Genomic DNA, 18,772 nt, shown 5'->3' with positions numbered 1-18,772 from the left:
CTCAGGAGTATCGTATGTACCGTTATGAACGTCAGTATACAGGCCCTTTACAGGCGCTAATTATGGATTGGGCGGGCACCACCGTCGACTTTGGTTCGTTAGCCCCTATTCGGGCTTTTCAAAGTCTATTTGCCGCTCAAGGGGTGCCTATTTCCGAGGCTGAGGCACGTGGCCCGATGGGCGTTGAAAAACGAGAACATATTCGACAACTCTGCGCTTATCCACGTATTCACGCGGCTTGGATTGAACAAACTGGAGCGGCTCCGGTCGATGCTGATATCGACCGGATGTATAACGATTTTATTCCTATACAGGTAGCGGCGATTGCTGAAACCGCAGTATTGATTCCTGGCTTGCTAACGCTGCTTGAATGGGCCGAGGCGCGTGAGATTAGGATCGGAGCTAATACCGGTTATGCAGACGTTATGATTCAAGGGTTACTGAGCGAAGCGGCGGGACAAGGCTATCGACCGGCTTCCACCGTTTGCGCGACACAGGTGCCGAAGGGGCGTCCTTATCCTTATATGGCGATGATGAATGCGATTGAGTTGGGGGTCGAAAACCTCGCTGCTTGTGTCAAAATCGACGACACCCTCAGTGGTATTGATGAGGGCCTGAATGCGGGAATGTGGACAGTTGGTGTGGCGATCAGCGGTAACGAAGTCGGTATGAGTTTAGCGGCTTGGAATGCCTTAGATGATGCCGAGCAACAGACGTTGCGGTATAAAGCTTACGACCGCTTTAATCGCGCAGGAGCGCACTATGTTGTTGATAGTGTTGCCGATATCATTCCGGTGTTAGAAGAGATTGAACTGCGCCTTGCTGCCGGAGAGAAGCCCTAATTAGCTGATTTTCATCAGTGGATTCTTGCCCGTCAACACGGTTTTCGAGGGGTGGTATCCACTGATGTTACATTGCATATTAGTCTTTTTTGTCGATGGTTATTTCAATCGATTTACTGTTGCCGGCAAACCACTTCTGAAGATACAAAGAACCGATAATCGGGGCCGTGCCCTCATCGGGAACTTCTTTATAACGGACACTGTTTTTGGTTTCTTTTTCGTACTCAAAGGTCACAACTTTTTTAGTCATCAATTTTTCCACTCAGCTATTGTTTCGGTGAACCGGTGATTATCGGCTTGGCATGTTCGGCGCTAGGTTTCGCGACGGGCCTACGCCATCGGGTAAATGTCAAAGGGTGTCGAATAAAGCATTACTGGCTCAATCTGCCTAACAGGCATCAGTGTAATCATTGAGTCGCGCAAAAACATCTTTTAACTGGGTATTAAACCGCTTTCATTGAGCATAGTGGGGGGGCGGTAACTGTTTTCGGTTTGATAGGTGCTTAGGCGTTGTTGCGCTACCCTGTGCTGCGACAGGATGGCCACACCGCCAGAACAGCGGTGTGGGATTTTACCGGTTAGATGAGATCGAAGCGATCTGCGTTCATGACTTTTGTCCAAGCGGCGACAAAATCCTCAACAAACTTTTCTTTATTATCATCCTGAGCGTAAACCTCGGCATATGCCCGTAGGATCGAGTTAGAACCAAAGAGGAGGTCGACCCGACTGGCCGTCCATTTGACCTGATTCGAATCCCGCTCAATGATTTCATAGAGGTTACTTGCGACAGGCTTCCAACGATAATTCATATCCGTTAAATTAACGAAAAAATCGTTGGTGAGTGCGCCGGGCTGGTCGGTGAAAACACCCTGCTGAGTTCCGCCGACATTGGTGCCGATAACGCGCATTCCGCCGATCAGGACGGTCATCTCATGGGCGCTAAGTCCCATCAATTGGGTACGATCGAGCAGTAGCTCTTCCGCTGTGACCACATAATCTTGCTTCAACCAGTTACGGAAACCATCGTGCAATGGTTCTAGTACATCAAAAGAATCGGCATCGGTGAGCGCCTCGGTGGCATCACCTCGGCCCGGCGAGAATGGCACATTGATATCTACCCCTGCTGCTTTGGCCGCGAGTTCGATGCCGACATTGCCCGCTAATACGATCACATCGGCGACACTTGCACCGGTATCGGCGGCGATAGCCTCAAGCACTGGCAACACTTTAGTGAGACGTTCAGGCTCGTTGCCCAGCCAGTCTTTTTGTGGACTCAGGCGGATACGGGCGCCGTTGGCACCGCCCCGTTTATCTGAACCACGGAAGGTTCGAGCGCTGTCCCAAGCGGTACACACCATCTCACTGACGCTTAAGCCACAGTCGGTGAGGCGCCGTTTAACGGCTTGAATATCATGACCGCTGCTGCCGGCTGGAACAGGGTCTTGCCAGAGGAGGGTTTCTTGCGGCACGTCTGGGCCAATATAACGCGCTTTAGGCCCCATATCTCGGTGTGTTAGTTTGAACCAAGCCCGTGCAAAGACATCCGAGAAGTATGCTGGATCACGGTAGAAACGCTCGGAGATCTGACGGTAGTCAGGGTCCATTTTCATGGCCATATCCGCATCTGTCATGATGGGGTTGTGGCTCAGTGAAGGGTCTTCAACATCGGCGGGTTTATCTTCCGCTTTGATATTGATGGGTTCCCACTGCCATGCACCTGCCGGGCTTTTCTTGAGTTCCCAGTCATAATTGAGCAGCAAGTCGAAGTAGCCGTTATCCCATTGGGTTGGGTGGGTGGTCCAGGCGCCTTCGATACCGCTGGATACGGTATCACGCCCGATGCCCCGTTGGGTTTTGTTGAGCCAACCAAAACCTTGATCTTCTAATTCGGCACCTTCCGGATCAGGACCGAGTAGGTTGGCATCGCCGTTACCGTGACATTTACCTACCGTATGACCACCGGCGGTCAGGGCGACGGTTTCTTCATCATCCATTGCCATACGTTCAAAGGTGACGCGGATATCGTGGGCGGTCTTGAGCGGGTCGGGCTTGCCATCCACGCCTTCCGGGTTGACATAAATAAGGCCCATCATCACCGCCGCCAATGGATTTTCTAAATCACGCTCGCCGGAATAGCGACTGCCTTTACTGCCGCTTGGGGCTAGCCACTCTTTTTCAGAGCCCCAATAGGTATCTTTTTCGGGATGCCAAATATCTTCTCGGCCAAAGGCGAAGCCGAAGGTTTTTAGTCCCATCGACTCATAAGCCATGGTGCCTGCATAGGCAATTAAATCAGCCCAGCTCAGTTGATTGCCGTATTTCTTTTTGATTGGCCAGAGTAGGCGGCGAGCTTTGTCTAAATTAACGTTGTCCGGCCAGGAGTTTAGTGGCGCAAAGCGTTGGTTGCCGGTACCTGCACCGCCGCGCCCATCAGCGATACGATAGGTGCCGGCGGCGTGCCAGGACATGCGGATCATCAAACCGCCATAGTGCCCCCAGTCTGCCGGCCACCAAGATTGGCTGTCGGTCATCAGTGCTAGCATATCCTTTTTTAGCGCCGCTACATCGAGCTTTTTGACTTCATCCCGATAGTTGAAGTTTGCGCCCATCGGGTTGGTCTTATGATCGTGTTGATGCAGAATGTCGAGGTTTAGCGACTTAGGCCACCACTCCATATTCGACATGCTGCTTTCTGTCGCACCCCCATGCATTACTGGGCATTTATTATTCGACATCAGTTGCTCTCCTGTTATGGGTGTCTCGTACGTCAAAAAGGTTATTAACTGCGCACATTGATATTGCACCTTCAACCCAGTATCGGCCGTTTAAATGGGCTTGTGAAACTGTAAATTTTGATCTCGACGATAGCTTTTTCCTATGTCTTAGACATGCAGCCTAGTGCATAGCAACGGGCTTTGCTGCGTAATGACATCGCGACTGATGATGTTTAGGCTTATTGAGAAGGGGATAAGGTTATCCGCAGGCAACCGTAGTTAACGGTAATCGTGAGGGTAAATCGTTTCTTGGTTGCTTCTTAACCTATTGAGGTTCGATAACAGGCTTTAGTATGCACTGCGGTATTTTTTATCTTCAGAGGTCGTCGCTGTTTTTTTTGGGTTCAGTTGTACTAAGCCCTAGAGTGCGGGTGAGGGGAGTTATTTGTCACTCAAAAAATCTGTTATATACCTGAGCTAAGAACCTGTTATTGCAGGGTATTTAGCGTGTGCACAATGGTTTTTTATAGAGATATCTTCTTTAAATTTAGACATTTAAAAGAATATTTATAATTAATTCATAGATAATTGTTGCACCGCAACATAGAAGGGTTGTAGTATCACTACATCAACCACATTTCTTTATGGGTACACATCATGTTCAAGACTCTTCCTACTGCTGACTTCTCTGCTTTTGGCGCTCCAATTCAAAAATTGATCGAGCTAAACACCGCTACTTTTACTAAAGCATTCGAGCTTCAGAAAGCAGCTATCGAAAAGCAGATCGCTCAAGCGCAAGCGGACTTTAAAGCGTTCTCTTCAATCAAAGACGTTGAAGCTTTCACCGCTTTCGTTACTGTTAAATCTGAAGAAGCTAAAAGCAAAATCGAAGCGCTGCAGACTGAAGCTCAAGAAGCTGCAGAAACGTCTAAAGCTTACTTTGCTGAAGTTCAGGCTATCCTGACAGCTGGTAAAGAATCAGTAGCTGCTGCACCTGCACCTAAAGCGCCTGCTAAAGACGCTGCATAAGTTACGCTATTCTAGAAAAGCCTCCATCAGCAATGATGGGGGCTTTTTTGTATCTAGAAATCATAGAACTGGTAAAACAGAGGTATCAGGCACGCCGGGAAGGGCATGGTTGTGGAGCCAATATCATCATAAAAAAGCCGCAATTAGACAGCGTCTTGCTGCTACATTGCGGCGCATAAATCGGCTTAACCTGCTTGTGCATATCGGTTAAGTTGTTGGAGCCAGAGTTTTTCTATGCTGAGCGGTCGTGTAGCACCATAAATAGCGCCGGATGCATGGGTGTTGTAGGCCCATAATTGGTTACCGAAATCATAATGCCACCACTCACTGGGTAGGTTTGAGAACCCCGCTTGTGTCATCGCATTAAAAAGCAGTCTGCGATTATCTCTGGCTGAGATATCATCTTGTTTGAGGGACTTTTCTAACGCATAGGTCCAAGATCTGGGGCTGGCTTCATCAAAAAGCGAGCCCATATCTAATAATCGTCCATCGATGTCAGCCAAGGTTACATCAACCGAACCGCCAGTTAGGTGGGGGCTCGGTGCTTTCGGGTCCGTGCTCGGTGGAGAGACTAAATTCCTCGCTTCTAGGTTAACTTCATCAGGGCTTAGTGCTTTGTTCGCATGGCTGATTAGATTGACCAGCGTATCGAACAGATACTGTTGTACCGCGAAAGGCCGCCAACCATCTAATACAACTAGTTGTAAGTTATCAGGAAGAAGACTGGCAGCACGCAGTAAACGCTCAAGCACCTGAGATCGAACATGGCACTCAGGAATGGCGTTAGCCACGCCCATCTTGAAATAGGCCGGATAGATACCCATTTTCTTGGAGATACTCACCGGCACTAGGGGGTCGTAGTTCTCGATAATCGATGTTGACTGATAGATATCCCAGTCAGGCATTTTTTGCTCAGGAATCGGAATATTCATATATTTATTTAAACAGGCTTGGAATAAAGAGAGTAAGAGATGGAAACAGGATGACAGTGATTAATACGGCCAATGCCACCATTACGAACGGCCAGATAGCTTTAAACATCACAGTTAGATCTAACTTACTCACCGCTGCCGCAACAAAGACACAGGCGCCCATCGGCGGGGTGATCAAGGCGATGGTAATGTTCATCGTAATGATGATGCCTAGGTGTACCGGGTCTACGCCAGCGTGTAGCGCGATGGGTAGAAATACCGGCGTTAGCAGCATCAAGGCTGACACTTCTTCCATCAGCATACCAACCCCAAAGGTGATTAGGCTAAGCATCAGCAAGATCGTGATAGGGCTGTCTACGTAAGGGGTTAGCAATACGGCAAACTGCTCAGGCACTTGCGCATAGGCAAGCAGCCAACTCACCACGGCGGAAGCGCCAATAATTAAAAAGATAGCGCTGGTTAATAATGCTGTTTCGACCAGCGCTGTCCAAGCGGCTTTTAGTGACAGGTTGCGGCTGATGATACCGATCGCAAATGCGTATCCGACGATGAGTGCCCCGGACTCTGTTGGCGTGACAAAACCAAATACGATACTTGAAACGATAATAAAAGGTGCAGCGAGTGCCGGTGACGCCTTAACTAAGGACGTTAAAATATTTTTTAGCGTTGGCTTATCGTGCTGAGCCGTTAAATTCGCTTTTCTCGCGTAATACCAATTCATGGCCATAAATGCCAAGCCTAAAGCCAAGCCTGGAATGACGCCGCCTAAAAATAGATCGCCGACCGAAGTATTGGTTAATGAGGCATAAAGAATCATGAAGATGCTTGGCGGAATAATAGGCCCGATTAATGAGCTTCCTGCAGTTAGGCCCGCAGCATAGCTAGTTGAGTAGCCCTCTTTTTTCATTGCTGGCACCAGCAGTGAGCCTAAAGCTGAAGTATCTGCTACGGCAGAGCCATTCACCCCTGCAAAAAAAACGCTTGATACAACATTTACATAGCCGAGCCCACCGCGTAGGTGACCGACCATTGAATTTGCCAGTTTAATCAACTGAGGCGTCAGTCCAGCACCATTCATAAGGTTACCGGCTAAGATAAACAGCGGTATAGCCATCAGGGCAAAGACATCGATGCCACCAAACAGCTGCTGTGGCAACATTCTGGCGGCTAAATCGATATCGATAAACAGGAATCCGGCGAGAGCGGCCACAAGCAAGCAAACAAACAGTGGCAGGCCTAAAATTACATTAACAACGAATGTGCCTAATAGTGCTAGTAACATACGGGCTTCTCCGAAGTATATTTCTCGTGATAAAACGGTCCCATCAAGAGGGAAACCAAAGCGAGTAATCCAAATCCGATGGGCATAGCCATTAAGGGGATCGTTTTGCTAACGCCTAATCCCATGGTGGTAAATTTGGCTACAGAGAGAGCGTAGTTTGCACTGGCATAGCAGACAAAGATGCTTAAGCCCGTGATTATCAACCAATGATAAACCTGCAGTGCGCGACTTAGTTTGCCTGTTAACATTTGCTGCAAAATAGTGACTCGCATGTGGTCATCTCGCATATATACAACGGCGGCGATTAACATCACGCTAGTAATGATGAGATAGCGAGATAATTCATCCATCCAGATCGGTGAATGGTTAACTAAATACCGGGCAATAACGCCATACAGTAGGATAATTACATTCGCACATAATAGTGCTGTTGATAGATTGAGAAGGGCGGTTGTTAGCTTGGAACGGATTCTTTTTATATTCATTATTGGCCTCACAAGGGGCTCTAGCGAGCCCCCCTTTATCTCGATGTTACTTTACGTTTTTTGCATCTTTGAGTGCCATATCAATCCATGAGCTGTCGATAGACTGCTCAGCTAACCATGCAAGGAACGAAGGCTGGCCAACCTCTTTGAATTTTTGCAGTTCTTCAGCGGTAGGACGGTACACCTCCATGCCATTTTCAGCCAAATACTGAATGCGAGCTTCAACCTGGCTTTCAACGGCCGTGCGGTTGATGTTATTCGCTTCGACAATCGCTTCTTCAAGTAGTTTACGGTTTTCATCACTGAGCTCTTTCAGCAACTCATCATTGGCGACCAGGAATTGATCCGAGTACTGAATATTTGCCAGCGTTAGGTGCTTCTGAACTTCATTAAGGCTGCCCAGAATAATATACATTGGCGGGTTCATCTGGCCATCGGCTACACCGGTACGCAGCGCGAGATAAACTTCTGTCCATGGGATTGGCGTGCCTGATGCCCCAAATGCTTCATAGAGGGCGACCTGGCTTTTATCCATGGCGCGAAAGCGTAAGCCTTCAAAATCTTCAGGGGTATGAATAGGACGGGTGTTGTTGGTGAATGCTAGGAAGCCACCTTCTTCGACAACGGCCATCATATGAGCGCCGGTCTTTTCATGGAAGGCTTTACGGGCAGCTTTCCAGTACTCGCCTTCATCGAAGAAAGTACGCGCACTATCAAAACCATCAAACATAAATGGAATGGCACTGACAAAAATTTCAGGGAACAGCGGAGAGATACCGCCAAAAGACGCAACGTTCAGGCTCGGCGTGTTGATAACCTGCTCCATACGTTCTTCCTCTTCACCTAACATACTGTTGGGGTAGAGGCGAAGAGTGAGGTCTCCTTGGGTTTTTTCTTCAACTATTTTTTTAAGGTTTGTGGCAAAAAGGTGTACGGCATTTTCTTCAGCATTAGGTGCGCCGTTGTAGCTCAGGTTGATTGTTTGAGCATGCACGTTCGCAGCTAATGCCGCGATACCGACGCCCAATGTTAGCTTCTTTATACAGCGTAACGCTGTGGAACTATTGAGACTGACTTTCATTTTTACCATCCTATTTTTATAAGTGAAGAGACCTCGATCATACTAGTTGCGTTGTTGACATCGCAATATGTCTTGTGTTGCATAAAAGTCAACACTGTATTTCGTCGGCATTGAACATTAAAAATGACATCGAATGCTTTAAATGATCTAAAAATGCTTGCGCCGCTAATGTTAGTTCTCTGCCTTCTGCGCTCAATACACGTGCATGGGCTTGGGATAAGGTTGGATGTTCCATCGATATTACGGATATCTTTCCGGCTCTAATCTCTTCAATTACGGTAAATTTGGGCATGAATGTAATCCCCATGCCGGATGTGACAAAGTTTGTTAAAACGGCCACTGAGTTCGTTTTAAGTTGAGGTTCAAGCCTTACATGGCTTACCTCTTCAACAAAGCTAACCAACCGCCCCATACCCGTTGAACGATCGATAAGGGCTAACGGATAGTTAAGAATATCTTCAATCGCTAGAGGTGCGGTAGTGTTTGAAAGAGGGTGGTCACTGGGCATAATCAGATCGAGTGGATGCCGCTTTTCGATTAAACAGTTCAGCTTGGGGTGACGAGCCGGGGCGTAGGTGATGGCAAAATCAATTTCATTATCTTCAAGCATCTGTACTGCATCCAGAGCGCCAGCCATCTCAACGCTGATTTGGATACCGGGATAGGCGGAAAGAAAGCTTTGTAACGAGGAGGAGATTAAATCACTAATGAACCCCTCGCCGACGGCAATACGCACTTCCCCGACCCTTAGTCCGACAAGATCATGCAGGCGTGACATCGTGGCGGCTTCACTCGCCTGCATCTTCTTGAAATATCTTAAAAGCTCTTCGCCAGCAGCGGTAATCGGTTGTTTTGGATTACTGCGATCCCAGATGGTCATTTCGACAACATCTTCAAGCTGGGAAAGCATTCTGCTCACCGCAGAGGGATCAACGTTTAACCGCGCGGCTGCTTTTCGAATGGTGCCGAAGCGAGCGACGGCATTTAGGTATTCAAGCGCGCGGGGGTTCAAATGCTGCATGGTTACTATCCAACTAAAACCGATATGAAGAGAGAATATAGCGCTTAAGCTGATTCAATAGTAGTGAGGTAGAGGGCTCTAGCGGCAGTTGTGAAAGCAAATTGGTTATTGATGAAATAGCATCTAAACAACGATTGCTGCGGATAAAACAGCTTGTAGTTCGGTGGCGCGGGAGTGCTAGAAAGGCCAGTGGTGTAGCCTAAAATAGTGGGCTTTAAACAACCGAAGTCGCCGGATTGAATGAGTTTCTAGTGCAAGGCGCTAGCGAACTTGCATCTACTTATTCGCAAGGGCTAGTCATCATTGAGGCTTGCGTCTCAGTTAACCGCGCTTTGAGGGAGATCATTGAGTTTAGTTGAGTTGTCTTTTGGCTGCTCTGTCAGATAAATATAGATTGCAAGCAGCAGTAACAATATCGCGTTAACGGTGATGACCCCATAGATACCGGCTAGGCTGCCGGTGGATTGTTGAATAAAGCCTGCCAAGAGGTTGCCCAGTGCACCACCGAGGCCAAAGGTGACCATGCCGATACCGTTGATCTGCATCGTGGCAGTTGATGAATAGTGCTGATTGACCCAACCGGCAATAATGCCCCACATCGGGAAATACATCAGACCATAACCAAACCCGGCCAATACGGCATAGGTGGCGGGATCATAGATGAAGGCGAGTTGGCCTAAGGCAAACCCTCCAAAGATAACGATTAAAGCCATACCGTGGCCCTTTTTATCGGCCAGCTTTCCCGAGAAAAAGCCTGCGGCCATGCCGGTAATTCCCGACATAGTCCAAGTATAACCGCCTAGCGCGGCGGGCAAGCTGAGTTCTGCGAGATAGGTATTTAGCCAAGTAGAGAATGGCATCGTGGCAAAGCCAACCATAAAGCAGATGAGACAGGCGAAAAAGGCGGCTCGCTCTTGCACAATAATGCGAAACAGTTGTCGTGGTGCTAGGGCGGTCTTCGCTTGGCGAGGTGTCAAAACCTTGCGCTGTTTAAGCTGTTTTAACAGGAACAGGGTCAATATCAAGGTGATGCAGCCGAACATCCCGGCCAGTATCCAGCCGCTGCGCCAGCCGAGTAAGGGAACGATCAAGAGAATAAGGAGGCCGTTTAGTCCATAACCCCATGCCGTGCCGCTTGATGCACTGGATAAACAGGTGGAACAAAATGAGGCCGGTGCATAACGGGTGATCAGTTCGATAATAGCTCCCCAGCTAATGGCAGCACTGGCGGCTAGGCAGGTTAGCACCAGCAAAATGAGCCTTGTATCATTTAGGGTGGACATGATGAGCAGTAAGGTGCTGGTGGTCGCACCGGTGATCAGAACCAACCGGCCAGAATCGATACGGTGACCAATAAGTCCCAGCAGCATGGCCCCGCCCAGATAGGATAGTTGGGTTAAGGCGCCAATGGTTGCCAGATACCAGTGGCTAATGGCAATTGATTCTTGCATCAATGGTACCAGTGCTGAAAATAAGAACACGCCGAAGCCATGACTGATGATCTGGTTCATGCCAAAGGTAGCGGTCATTCGCATTGCGCATACTCCATACCCGTTGAGACACCGCTCAACTGGCTATCAATATTGATTCAATATCCGCTGGAATAGTCCCGTTAGTTGCACCTTGCTGGCGTCGTTGCGAGGCATATTTCATCTCACGCACTGTGACAGAAATGCAATTTTTCAATTGCCTAATTGCGAACGTTTTAGGTCGTTATGGGTGCGTTTAGTGATAAAACGTCCAACATCCGGCTGTGAGCTGCTCTGTTTACTGCTATGAGGAGCGGTGAGGCATCTTAAAGGTAGACACCACCGAGTCCGCACAGGGTAAAGATCACCACTAATACGACGATGGGGAGTTTTAACCGCTGTAGCAGAAATAAGCCGACCAGTATAAGGGCAATATCGGTTGCGCTACCGACAGCTGAGATAAAGACCGGCTGGTAGAGTGCTGCGAGTAGTAAGCCGACCACACTGGCATTCACCCCCTGGATCGCGGCACTCACGCTGGGGCGAGCGGCGAGAATCTGCCAGTTTTTTAGCACGGCCAATAGCAGAAGAAAGCCGGGTAGAAAGATTCCAACGGTGGCGAGTAGGGCACCACTAATAGGGGCTGATGGTAGCAGTTGATAACCGAGATAGGTGGCTAGGGTGAACATTGGGCCGGGAACCGCTTGGGCAATGGCGTAGCCGGTTAGAAAACTATCATCGCTGAGTTGATCGGCAAGGCTGGTCTGCAACAGGGGTAACACCACATGACCGCCGCCAAACACAAGGCTACCGGCATGGAAGAAATCTGCGAAGAGTTGTAGCGGTGCGCCTAAATATCGGATCAATGGCAGCCCAACTAGCAACAGCATAAAGAAAGTGAGCGGTATCCAGTTGAGGGTTGCTTGAGTGTTTTTTATCGTATCGGTGGTGCTCGTTTGCAGTTTAAACCATAGGTATCCGCTGATTGCGGCGATGATAAGCATAATCATCTGATTTTCTAGTCCCGGCATTAATAACAGTACAACTGCGGTTGCAATGGCAAGCCCGGCGGTTAGATTGCATTGGCAAGCGTTAGCGGCCATACCTCGAATGGCATCGGCGATCACCACGACCGCTAACAACTTCAACCCGTGAACGGCCCCTTGAAAGAGAGGGTTTTGTGTCCCTGTTTCACTCAACAGTCCTAGCCCTAGCATCAGTATGACTGATGGGAGTGTGAAGCCAGCAAAGGCGGCGATAGCCCCCGGTAATCCTGCACGATGATAGCCTAGGGCAAAGCCGACTTGGCTCGAGCCTGGACCGGGCAAAAACTGACTCAACGCGACCAGTTGAGCGTATTCCTTATCACTCAACCAATGCAGCTTTTCAACAAAGGTTTTGTGGAAGTAGCCAAGATGGGCTGCCGGGCCGCCAAAGCTGATCCAGCCTAAGATAAAAAATTGTTGAAACACTGCGAATATGGGCTGCATTGGTGAAGGCTCAAAAAATGGATCGACGATTATCGATCAATACTGTTACAGCCTGAGTACTGTGTGAGACTAATGCCGATGAAACTTATCCTGTTGATTTGAATGGATGAAAACCCATAACTAAAACTTTGGCTTACAGCTGTTTCTATGGAGTTGTAATAAAAATACCTTTTGTCTGTCCCCTGAAATTCACATTAGGGCCATAAGCTACTGCCCTAAGATGTGAAATATGGATCGGGTAGACAATATGTTGAACAAAGTGATTTTGGTGGTGCTGGATGGTCTTGCCTATGAAACCGCACAGCAGTGCATGGGGTTTCTGCAAAGCTTGACCGATAGACCTCAGACGTCGCAGAGCAAAGCGACGCTTTATAAAGTGCAATGCGAGTTGCCATCGATGTCGCGGCCTCTGTATGAAGCGATTTTAACCGGGGTTGCGCCGGTTGATAGCGGTATTGTCCATAATCATATTATCCGTAACTCCAATCAGCAGAGTGTTTTCAGTTTGGCGCGTCAGGGAGGTTTAACCACTGCGGCGGCTGCCTACCATTGGGTGAGTGAGCTCTATAACCGTAGTCCTTATGATGCGGTGCGGGACCGTTTTACCCACGATCCAGAACAGCTGATTCAGCACGGCATTTTTTATCATCAGGATCATTATCCCGATAGCCACCTTTACCTCGATGCTGAATGGTTACGGGTACAGCATGACCCTGATTTCTTATTGGTTCATCCGATGAATATCGATGATGCTGGTCATCGTGCAGGCCTCGATAGCGCACATTACCGAAATACGGCGCGGCATTCTGACACCCATCTGTCGACTCATCTGCAGCAGTGGATAAAGCAGGGTTATCAGATTTTGGTGACTGCTGATCATGGTATGAATAGGGATCAGAGCCATGGGGGCACATTGGCTGAAGAGCGAGACGTCCCCCTGTTTGTGATCGGCGAAGGTTTTTCACATGACCCCTCGGCGCAACCAACGCAACTAGAACTGTGCGGTACGGTTTGCCAATTGCTGGGATTACATGATCACGGGAAATCGGTGGCTGCTGCGTTATTAAAGGATGAGGCACCGCTAAAGCGCCAGAATCTCGGGAGCGCGTGCGCATGAGTCTGGCTATTTTTGATTTGGATGAAACCCTAATTGCCGGTGATAGCTGCACCCTGTTTTGCCAGTTCCTGGTGGATGAAGGGATTGCTGCGCCAGACTTTTTGCAACAAGACGCGCAGATGATGACGCGTTATCACGCCCAAACACTGGTGCTGTCTGAATATATCCGCTTTCTGACGGGGCCGGTGATGCATCTATCGATCACCGAGATTGATGCGCTAATGCCCCGTTTTGTGCAGCGTTATATCAGCCCGCGTATTTATCCACAGGCGCAGCAAATATTGGCGAACTATCAGCAGCAAGGAGTGCGCCCGCTGATTATTTCTGCCACCTCTGAATTTATTGTTAAGGCGGTTGCCGAGGCGCTGGGGGTGGATGATCTGCTGGCCATTCAATTGGCCACGGAAGGGCAGTTTTATAACGGCGATATCCACGGGATACCAACCTTTCGTGAAGGCAAGGTGAGCCGCTTAAAGCATTGGTTGGCCGAAGAGCAAGAGAGCCTCAAGGGGGCTTTTTTCTACAGTGATTCAATTAATGATCTGCCGCTGTTAGAGCAGGTTGAATACCCAGTGGCGGCTAACCCCGATCCTCGGTTAATGACAATTGCCATCGAGCGACGCTGGCCGGTACTGCAATGGCGTATGCCGACGAACAACACCCTAACCCAAGACCAACCTTTAACACGACAGGAGCTAAACCATGTCTAAACTTTTCATCGCCGGTGCTGTGGCATTGATGGCGGGTAATGTAATGGCGGTATCATGCCTGCCCGTTACCGGACCTGAAGCGGGTGGTGTTTATCCACACCTGTTTGAAAAAACTGAATTTGAATCGAAGCAGGGTTGTACTCTGAACTTCAGTGAAAACCCGTCGATCAGTCAGTTGAATAGCCGTATTGCTGGTAATCCTAAATTGCTACCTTTGGTACAGCGTTTGCCGCAGGAGCCATTGGTGATTGCGCCTTACCAGAGTATTGGTCAGTACGGTGGTGTGTTGGATGGCATCTCTAAAGCAACCGAGTCGGGTACCTCGGACTTCTTGTCTATACGCCATGTCAATTTAGTCCGTTTCAGCGATGATCTGGCGACAGTGGTACCTAACGTCGCTAAATCTTGGGAGTGGAGTGCGGATTATACCCTGTTGAAAGTGAACCTGCGTCAAGGTCATAAGTGGTCTGATGGTGCGCCGTTTACCGCCGCTGATATCGCCTTCTGGTATAACAATATCTTGATGGATAGCCAGGTAATTGAGAAGCCTAAGGACCGATTCCTCTCTGGCGGCAAGCCGATTAAAGTAGAAGTGCTGGATGACACTACCGTGCAGTTCACCATGAATGAGCCAGCCCCAGGCTTTCTGGATAACTTTGCTCAGGATTATGCTCAGCCATTTCTACCTAAACACCTGTTAGAAACGTTTCACCCAGCCTTTAATAAAGATGCCGATAAGCTAGCTAAATCACTGGGCTTCGATAACGGTTATGCATTGGTTAACTTCTATTATGGTCAGTCCGATTGGAAAGATATCCCCACGCCATTGTTAAAAGATAAAGCCGCCGCCGAGCGTCTAGTAAAAGCCGGCTATACCGCAATTATGCCAACCCTTGAATCGCACATAGTCGTTGAAGAGTCTTTGGAAAAACGTCATCTGGTGGCGAACCCATATTTCTTTCAAGTAGATACGGCGGGAAATCAACTGCCCTATATCAATGAGATCAATGAGGTGTATATCGGTGATGAGGATATCCAAACCGCTAAGTTGATCTCCGGTGACGTGGACTACAAAGCGCAGGCCGTTAATCTGCCTCAAGCGCCGGTATTGCTGGAAAATAAAGATAAAGGTAACTATGACGTTGCGTTGCGCCCAACCATCGCCCAAACCACTTTTGCCTTCAATCTGACGGATGAAGATGTCGAAAAACGGGCAGTCTTCAATGATGTCAATTTCCGCCGGGCGATGTCGGTTGCGATGGATCGTGAGCAGATAAATGAGATCGCTTATTTTGGTCTAGGTACGCCGACGCAATACACCGCCTTTGATGCTGATACCACGCCGTTTATTACCGATAAGCTGAAAAATAGCTGGATTCAGTTTGATCAAACGCTGGCGGGCAGGTTGTTGGATAAAGCGGGGGTTGTGGATAAAAACGGTGATGGCCTGCGTGATCTGCCATCCGGTAAGAAATTCGAGCTAAATATCCAATATGCGACCCAAGGTACACCCTCTGAAGTGGTCGAGATTGTTGCTAAGAGTTGGAACGATGTTGGGGTTAAAACCACGATTAAAGAGGTCACCTCCGATGAATACCGTAACTCCCAGACCGCAAATGATCTGAGTGTACTGAGCTGGGTCATGGGCCGTCCATTAGCGAATATCGCCAGTAATACCGAAACGTTGGTGCCACCCTATGGTAGCTTCTTTGATCTGCGTACGGGGATGCTATGGGGACAATATCTTGAGACCAATGGCGCTGAGGGTGTGGCGCCACCCGCCACGGTTGCTGAGATGAAGAAGCTCACCGATAAGTTTGTCACGCTGAAAGCCGGCACTGCCGAGTCTAATAAGGTGGGCCTGCAAATCGCTGAAAAAGTCGTCGATGACTTATTTATTATCGGCACGGTAAAAGCGGTATCTCCGGTTTATCGCAGTAACTTACTGGCTAACTTTGAAGTACCTAAAACCTCTTCTTATGAGTTCTATCGCATGTACCCCTATCTGCCAACGCAGTGGTATTTGAGTAAGTAATTTACAGAGTGTAACAAGGGAGAGATCAGCTCTCCCTTTTAGTGTTTTCTACTGCTGATTAACCCAATGCTCACTGTTGGGCATTGGGTTAATCAGCTTAAAGATATGTTGATTCGTTAAGTTTAGTCGGAGTTCGCCTGTGATCTCATTCTTATCCGATACCTGGTTGCTGTGGATACTCCTCAGTATCGGCGCGTTACTGTGGTGGAGCGGTCGTAAAAGTCAGTATTTTCATTATGTGTTTAATCGCTATTGGTTGGCATTAGTCACGCTGCTGTTAGTCAGCGGCATAGTCTTTTCACTGATGGAAGTACTGCCGGGTGATTGTGCCGAAAAGTATATTGCCTATAAAAACACTCAAGGTGAAACCATTACCCAGGCGGATATTCAGGCTGAGCGGGTGCGGATGGGATTGGATAAATCGTTACCCGAACGCTGGGGGCATTGGGTGACTAACTTAACCTTGCGAGGCGATTTAGGGTTTAGCTGTGCTAAGCGACAATCGGTCAATTTGGCCCTCGGGGATCGGTTCTGGATGAGTTTTATGTTCTGTATCGCGGGGTTGCTATTTGCCTACCTGATTGCCGTACCCTTTGGTATTTTGTCGGCCTTTACGATTAATAAAGCGTGGGTGGATAACAATCCCCAGCATAGCAAGTGGGAACAACTGTTTGGCACCTTCATGCTGAGTTTACAAAAAGTGCTAGACCTGCTGTTACGTATCATTAGCTATCTGGGACTCGCGCTGCCTAACTTCTTGTTGGCGCTGACCATTATTTTACTCTACGTGTTCGCCGGAGAGCCGATGCCGACAGGGCTGTTCTCTGATCAGTGGGCGAACGTACCTTGGTTTGGTGATAACGGTTTTTCCACCGGCAAACTGTATGATTTTCTGGGGCATATCTGGCTGCCTATTTTTGTTATCGGTTGGTCGGCTACTGCATTGCAGTTGCAAACTGTACGGGCCTTAGTGGTGGATGAATCAAACAAGTTATATGTCGATGCTGCCCGTGCTCGTGGCGTTGATGGAGTCGCCCTCTGGGCCGGTTATCCGGTACGCCATTCGATTAGTCCACTGTTTAATTCCATCGGTTTTGATTTTCAGCGAGTGTTTAATGATCTACCGATTGTTGCAGTGGTGATCGGCCTTACCGATGCTGCCGCGCTACTGATCGAAGCATTATCGATGACTAATGATCAGGAGCTAGCTGCCGGTATTTTATTTTTGGTGGCATTGGTGGTTATTAGCATGAACTTTATCACCGATGTTGTATTAGCCGCGATTGATCCTCGTGTGCGTAAAAGTGTGCTGGGGAGTTAATAATGAATGCACTGTTAGTCCGTTTTGGACGTAAGGCCAAGCCGCAAACTGAAGAATCGTATTACACCGCCGGGCAATTGGCGTTAATTAAGGCGCGCTTTAAACGCAAGACCTCTGGCGTGGTTGCCGCCTGGGTGCTTGGCACATTGGTGATGATGGGTTTCTTGGCGCCGTTTTTCTCGCCGGTAGACCCGACGATTCGCGGCGCTGATGCTGATTATCGTCGCGGTGTACCGCAGGCGGTGTATTTTTGGGATGACAACGGCTTCTCGTTACGACCGTTCAGTTATAGCTATCAGAAAGCAAAAAGCAAAATTGATTTGCGAGTGTTGGCCGGTGGCGGCCTGGATGCCTTGGATGCGTTCACTTCCAGTGGTGCGCTTAGCTCTTCGAGCCAAAATAAGTTTGAAGTGGATAAAAATCAACGCCGTTATCTACAGTTTTTTGTTAAAGGTTGGGAATACAGTCTGATCGATTTGAGTGTTGCCGGTTTGGATCTGGATATCCGCTGGGACCGTCATCTGTTTGGTGTCGAACAGGGACAGATCCATGTGATGGGTACTGATGAAGATGGCAAAGATATCTTTAGCCGTACTCTGCATGCAATCTGGGTGACGATTAGCATTGCTATTGTGGCGTTGGTCGTGAAGTTGATCGTTTCCTTGTTTGTTGGTGGGGTGAGTGGCTATTTCGGTGGCCGGGTGGATACCCTGATGATGAGCATCACTGAAGCGGTGCGGGTGATCCCTCCTATTCCTATCTACCTCGCTTGTGCGGTGGCATTAGCACAGATTGATCTAACGCCCGTGCAGCGTTATTTTGCCATTGCGGTCGTGATTGGCGCGTTAGATTTTGCCACCCTTGGACGACGCTTACGTACCCATATTCTTACCGAGCGAAATCAGGATTATGTGTTGGCTGCTCAGCTATGTGGCGCCAGCACTGGTCGGATTATCTGGCGGCACCTGATTCCCAGTTTTACCAGCTATATCATAGTTGATACGTTGATCAACTTTCCCTATGTGATTTTGGCAGAAACCAGCCTGAGCTTTTTGGGCTTAGGGTTGACCGAGCCGGTGAACAGTCTAGGGGTTTTACTACAAAAAGCGCAGGACCCCGATATCCAACAAAATATGATTTGGCAGTTTTTCCCGGTGTTGGTGTTTGTGGTGTTGATTATGGCATTTGTGTTTGTCGGTGATGCGTTGCGGGATGCTGCGGACCCCTATTCGGAGAAAAAATAA

The 18,772-nt window shown here is 48.6% G+C and carries 16 protein-coding genes; 7 read left to right on the top strand and 9 right to left on the bottom strand.

Annotated features, from left to right (window positions below; translation table 11 throughout):
• Positions 1-14 precede the first annotated feature (14 nt).
• Positions 15-842, top strand: a complete 828-nt coding sequence (gene phnX / locus ACN0T0_RS07110) for a phosphonoacetaldehyde hydrolase (RefSeq protein WP_417224572.1) — start codon at positions 15-17, stop codon at positions 840-842.
• Between the two features lie 79 nt (positions 843-921).
• On the opposite strand, the gene ACN0T0_RS07105 is transcribed toward phnX, so the two are convergent.
• Both ACN0T0_RS07105 and katG read right to left on the bottom strand, forming a co-directional pair.
• Positions 922-1,092, bottom strand: a complete 171-nt coding sequence (locus tag ACN0T0_RS07105) for a hypothetical protein (protein ID WP_417224570.1) — start codon at positions 1,090-1,092, stop codon at positions 922-924.
• Positions 1,093-1,420: 328 nt separating this feature from the next.
• Entirely contained in the window at positions 1,421-3,577 is a 2,157-nt protein-coding gene (gene katG / locus ACN0T0_RS07100; RefSeq protein ID WP_417224569.1) for a catalase/peroxidase HPI, read from the bottom strand.
• 636 nt (positions 3,578-4,213) lie between these two features.
• On the opposite strand from katG, the gene ACN0T0_RS07095 reads away from it, so the two are divergent.
• The gene (locus ACN0T0_RS07095) at positions 4,214-4,585 is read left to right on the top strand and encodes a hypothetical protein (RefSeq protein WP_417224567.1); all 372 of its coding nucleotides are present in this window, start codon (positions 4,214-4,216) and stop codon (positions 4,583-4,585) included.
• 185 nt (positions 4,586-4,770) lie between these two features.
• Here the strand turns inward: ACN0T0_RS07095 and ACN0T0_RS07090 are convergent, their stop codons facing one another.
• The 7 genes from ACN0T0_RS07090 to chrA all read right to left on the bottom strand — a co-directional run bounded on the left by ACN0T0_RS07090 (position 4,771) and on the right by chrA (position 12,336).
• The gene (locus ACN0T0_RS07090) at positions 4,771-5,517 is read right to left on the bottom strand and encodes a M15 family metallopeptidase (RefSeq protein WP_417224566.1); all 747 of its coding nucleotides are present in this window, start codon (positions 5,515-5,517) and stop codon (positions 4,771-4,773) included.
• Between the two features lie 4 nt (positions 5,518-5,521).
• Positions 5,522-6,799 (bottom strand): TRAP transporter large permease, encoded by a 1,278-nt coding sequence (locus ACN0T0_RS07085; RefSeq protein ID WP_417224564.1) that lies wholly within the window; start codon positions 6,797-6,799, stop codon positions 5,522-5,524.
• A complete protein-coding gene (locus ACN0T0_RS07080) occupies positions 6,790-7,284 on the bottom strand; it encodes a TRAP transporter small permease (protein WP_417224563.1) in 495 nt (164 codons plus the stop codon). Before ACN0T0_RS07080 ends, ACN0T0_RS07085 begins: the two co-directional genes overlap by 10 nt.
• Positions 7,285-7,330: 46 nt before the next feature.
• Positions 7,331-8,365 (bottom strand): TRAP transporter substrate-binding protein DctP, encoded by a 1,035-nt coding sequence (dctP, locus tag ACN0T0_RS07075; RefSeq protein WP_417224561.1) that lies wholly within the window; start codon positions 8,363-8,365, stop codon positions 7,331-7,333.
• Positions 8,366-8,453: 88 nt separating this feature from the next.
• Entirely contained in the window at positions 8,454-9,386 is a 933-nt protein-coding gene (locus ACN0T0_RS07070) for a LysR family transcriptional regulator (protein WP_417224559.1), read from the bottom strand.
• 317 nt (positions 9,387-9,703) lie between these two features.
• Positions 9,704-10,921, bottom strand: a complete 1,218-nt coding sequence (locus ACN0T0_RS07065) for an MFS transporter (protein WP_417224558.1) — start codon at positions 10,919-10,921, stop codon at positions 9,704-9,706.
• A 260-nt stretch (positions 10,922-11,181) separates the two neighbouring features.
• Positions 11,182-12,336, bottom strand: a complete 1,155-nt coding sequence (gene chrA, locus ACN0T0_RS07060; RefSeq protein ID WP_417224982.1) for a chromate efflux transporter — start codon at positions 12,334-12,336, stop codon at positions 11,182-11,184.
• Positions 12,337-12,592: 256 nt separating this feature from the next.
• On the opposite strand from chrA, the gene ACN0T0_RS07055 reads away from it, so the two are divergent.
• The 5 genes from ACN0T0_RS07055 (at position 12,593) to ACN0T0_RS07035 (ending at position 18,772) form a co-directional block, all read left to right on the top strand.
• Positions 12,593-13,462 carry an alkaline phosphatase family protein gene (locus tag ACN0T0_RS07055; RefSeq protein WP_417224980.1) on the top strand — a complete coding sequence of 290 codons (870 nt, stop codon included), beginning with the start codon at positions 12,593-12,595 and terminating at the stop codon, positions 13,460-13,462.
• Positions 13,459-14,172, top strand: a complete 714-nt coding sequence (locus ACN0T0_RS07050; protein WP_417224556.1) for an HAD family hydrolase — start codon at positions 13,459-13,461, stop codon at positions 14,170-14,172. Before ACN0T0_RS07055 ends, ACN0T0_RS07050 begins: the two co-directional genes overlap by 4 nt.
• Positions 14,165-16,207 (top strand): ABC transporter substrate-binding protein, encoded by a 2,043-nt coding sequence (locus ACN0T0_RS07045; protein ID WP_417224555.1) that lies wholly within the window; start codon positions 14,165-14,167, stop codon positions 16,205-16,207. Before ACN0T0_RS07050 ends, ACN0T0_RS07045 begins: the two co-directional genes overlap by 8 nt.
• Positions 16,208-16,346: 139 nt before the next feature.
• Positions 16,347-17,528: an ABC transporter permease gene (locus tag ACN0T0_RS07040; protein ID WP_417224554.1), complete on the top strand. Its 1,182-nt coding sequence runs from the start codon at positions 16,347-16,349 to the stop codon at positions 17,526-17,528.
• A 2-nt stretch (positions 17,529-17,530) separates the two neighbouring features.
• The gene (locus tag ACN0T0_RS07035) at positions 17,531-18,772 is read left to right on the top strand and encodes an ABC transporter permease (protein WP_417224552.1); all 1,242 of its coding nucleotides are present in this window, start codon (positions 17,531-17,533) and stop codon (positions 18,770-18,772) included.

The organism is Amphritea sp. (genome assembly GCF_048266285.1).
In the GTDB taxonomy this organism is placed as follows: domain Bacteria; phylum Pseudomonadota; class Gammaproteobacteria; order Pseudomonadales; family Balneatricaceae; genus Amphritea.
This window is presented reverse-complemented; position numbering and strand designations above follow the sequence as displayed.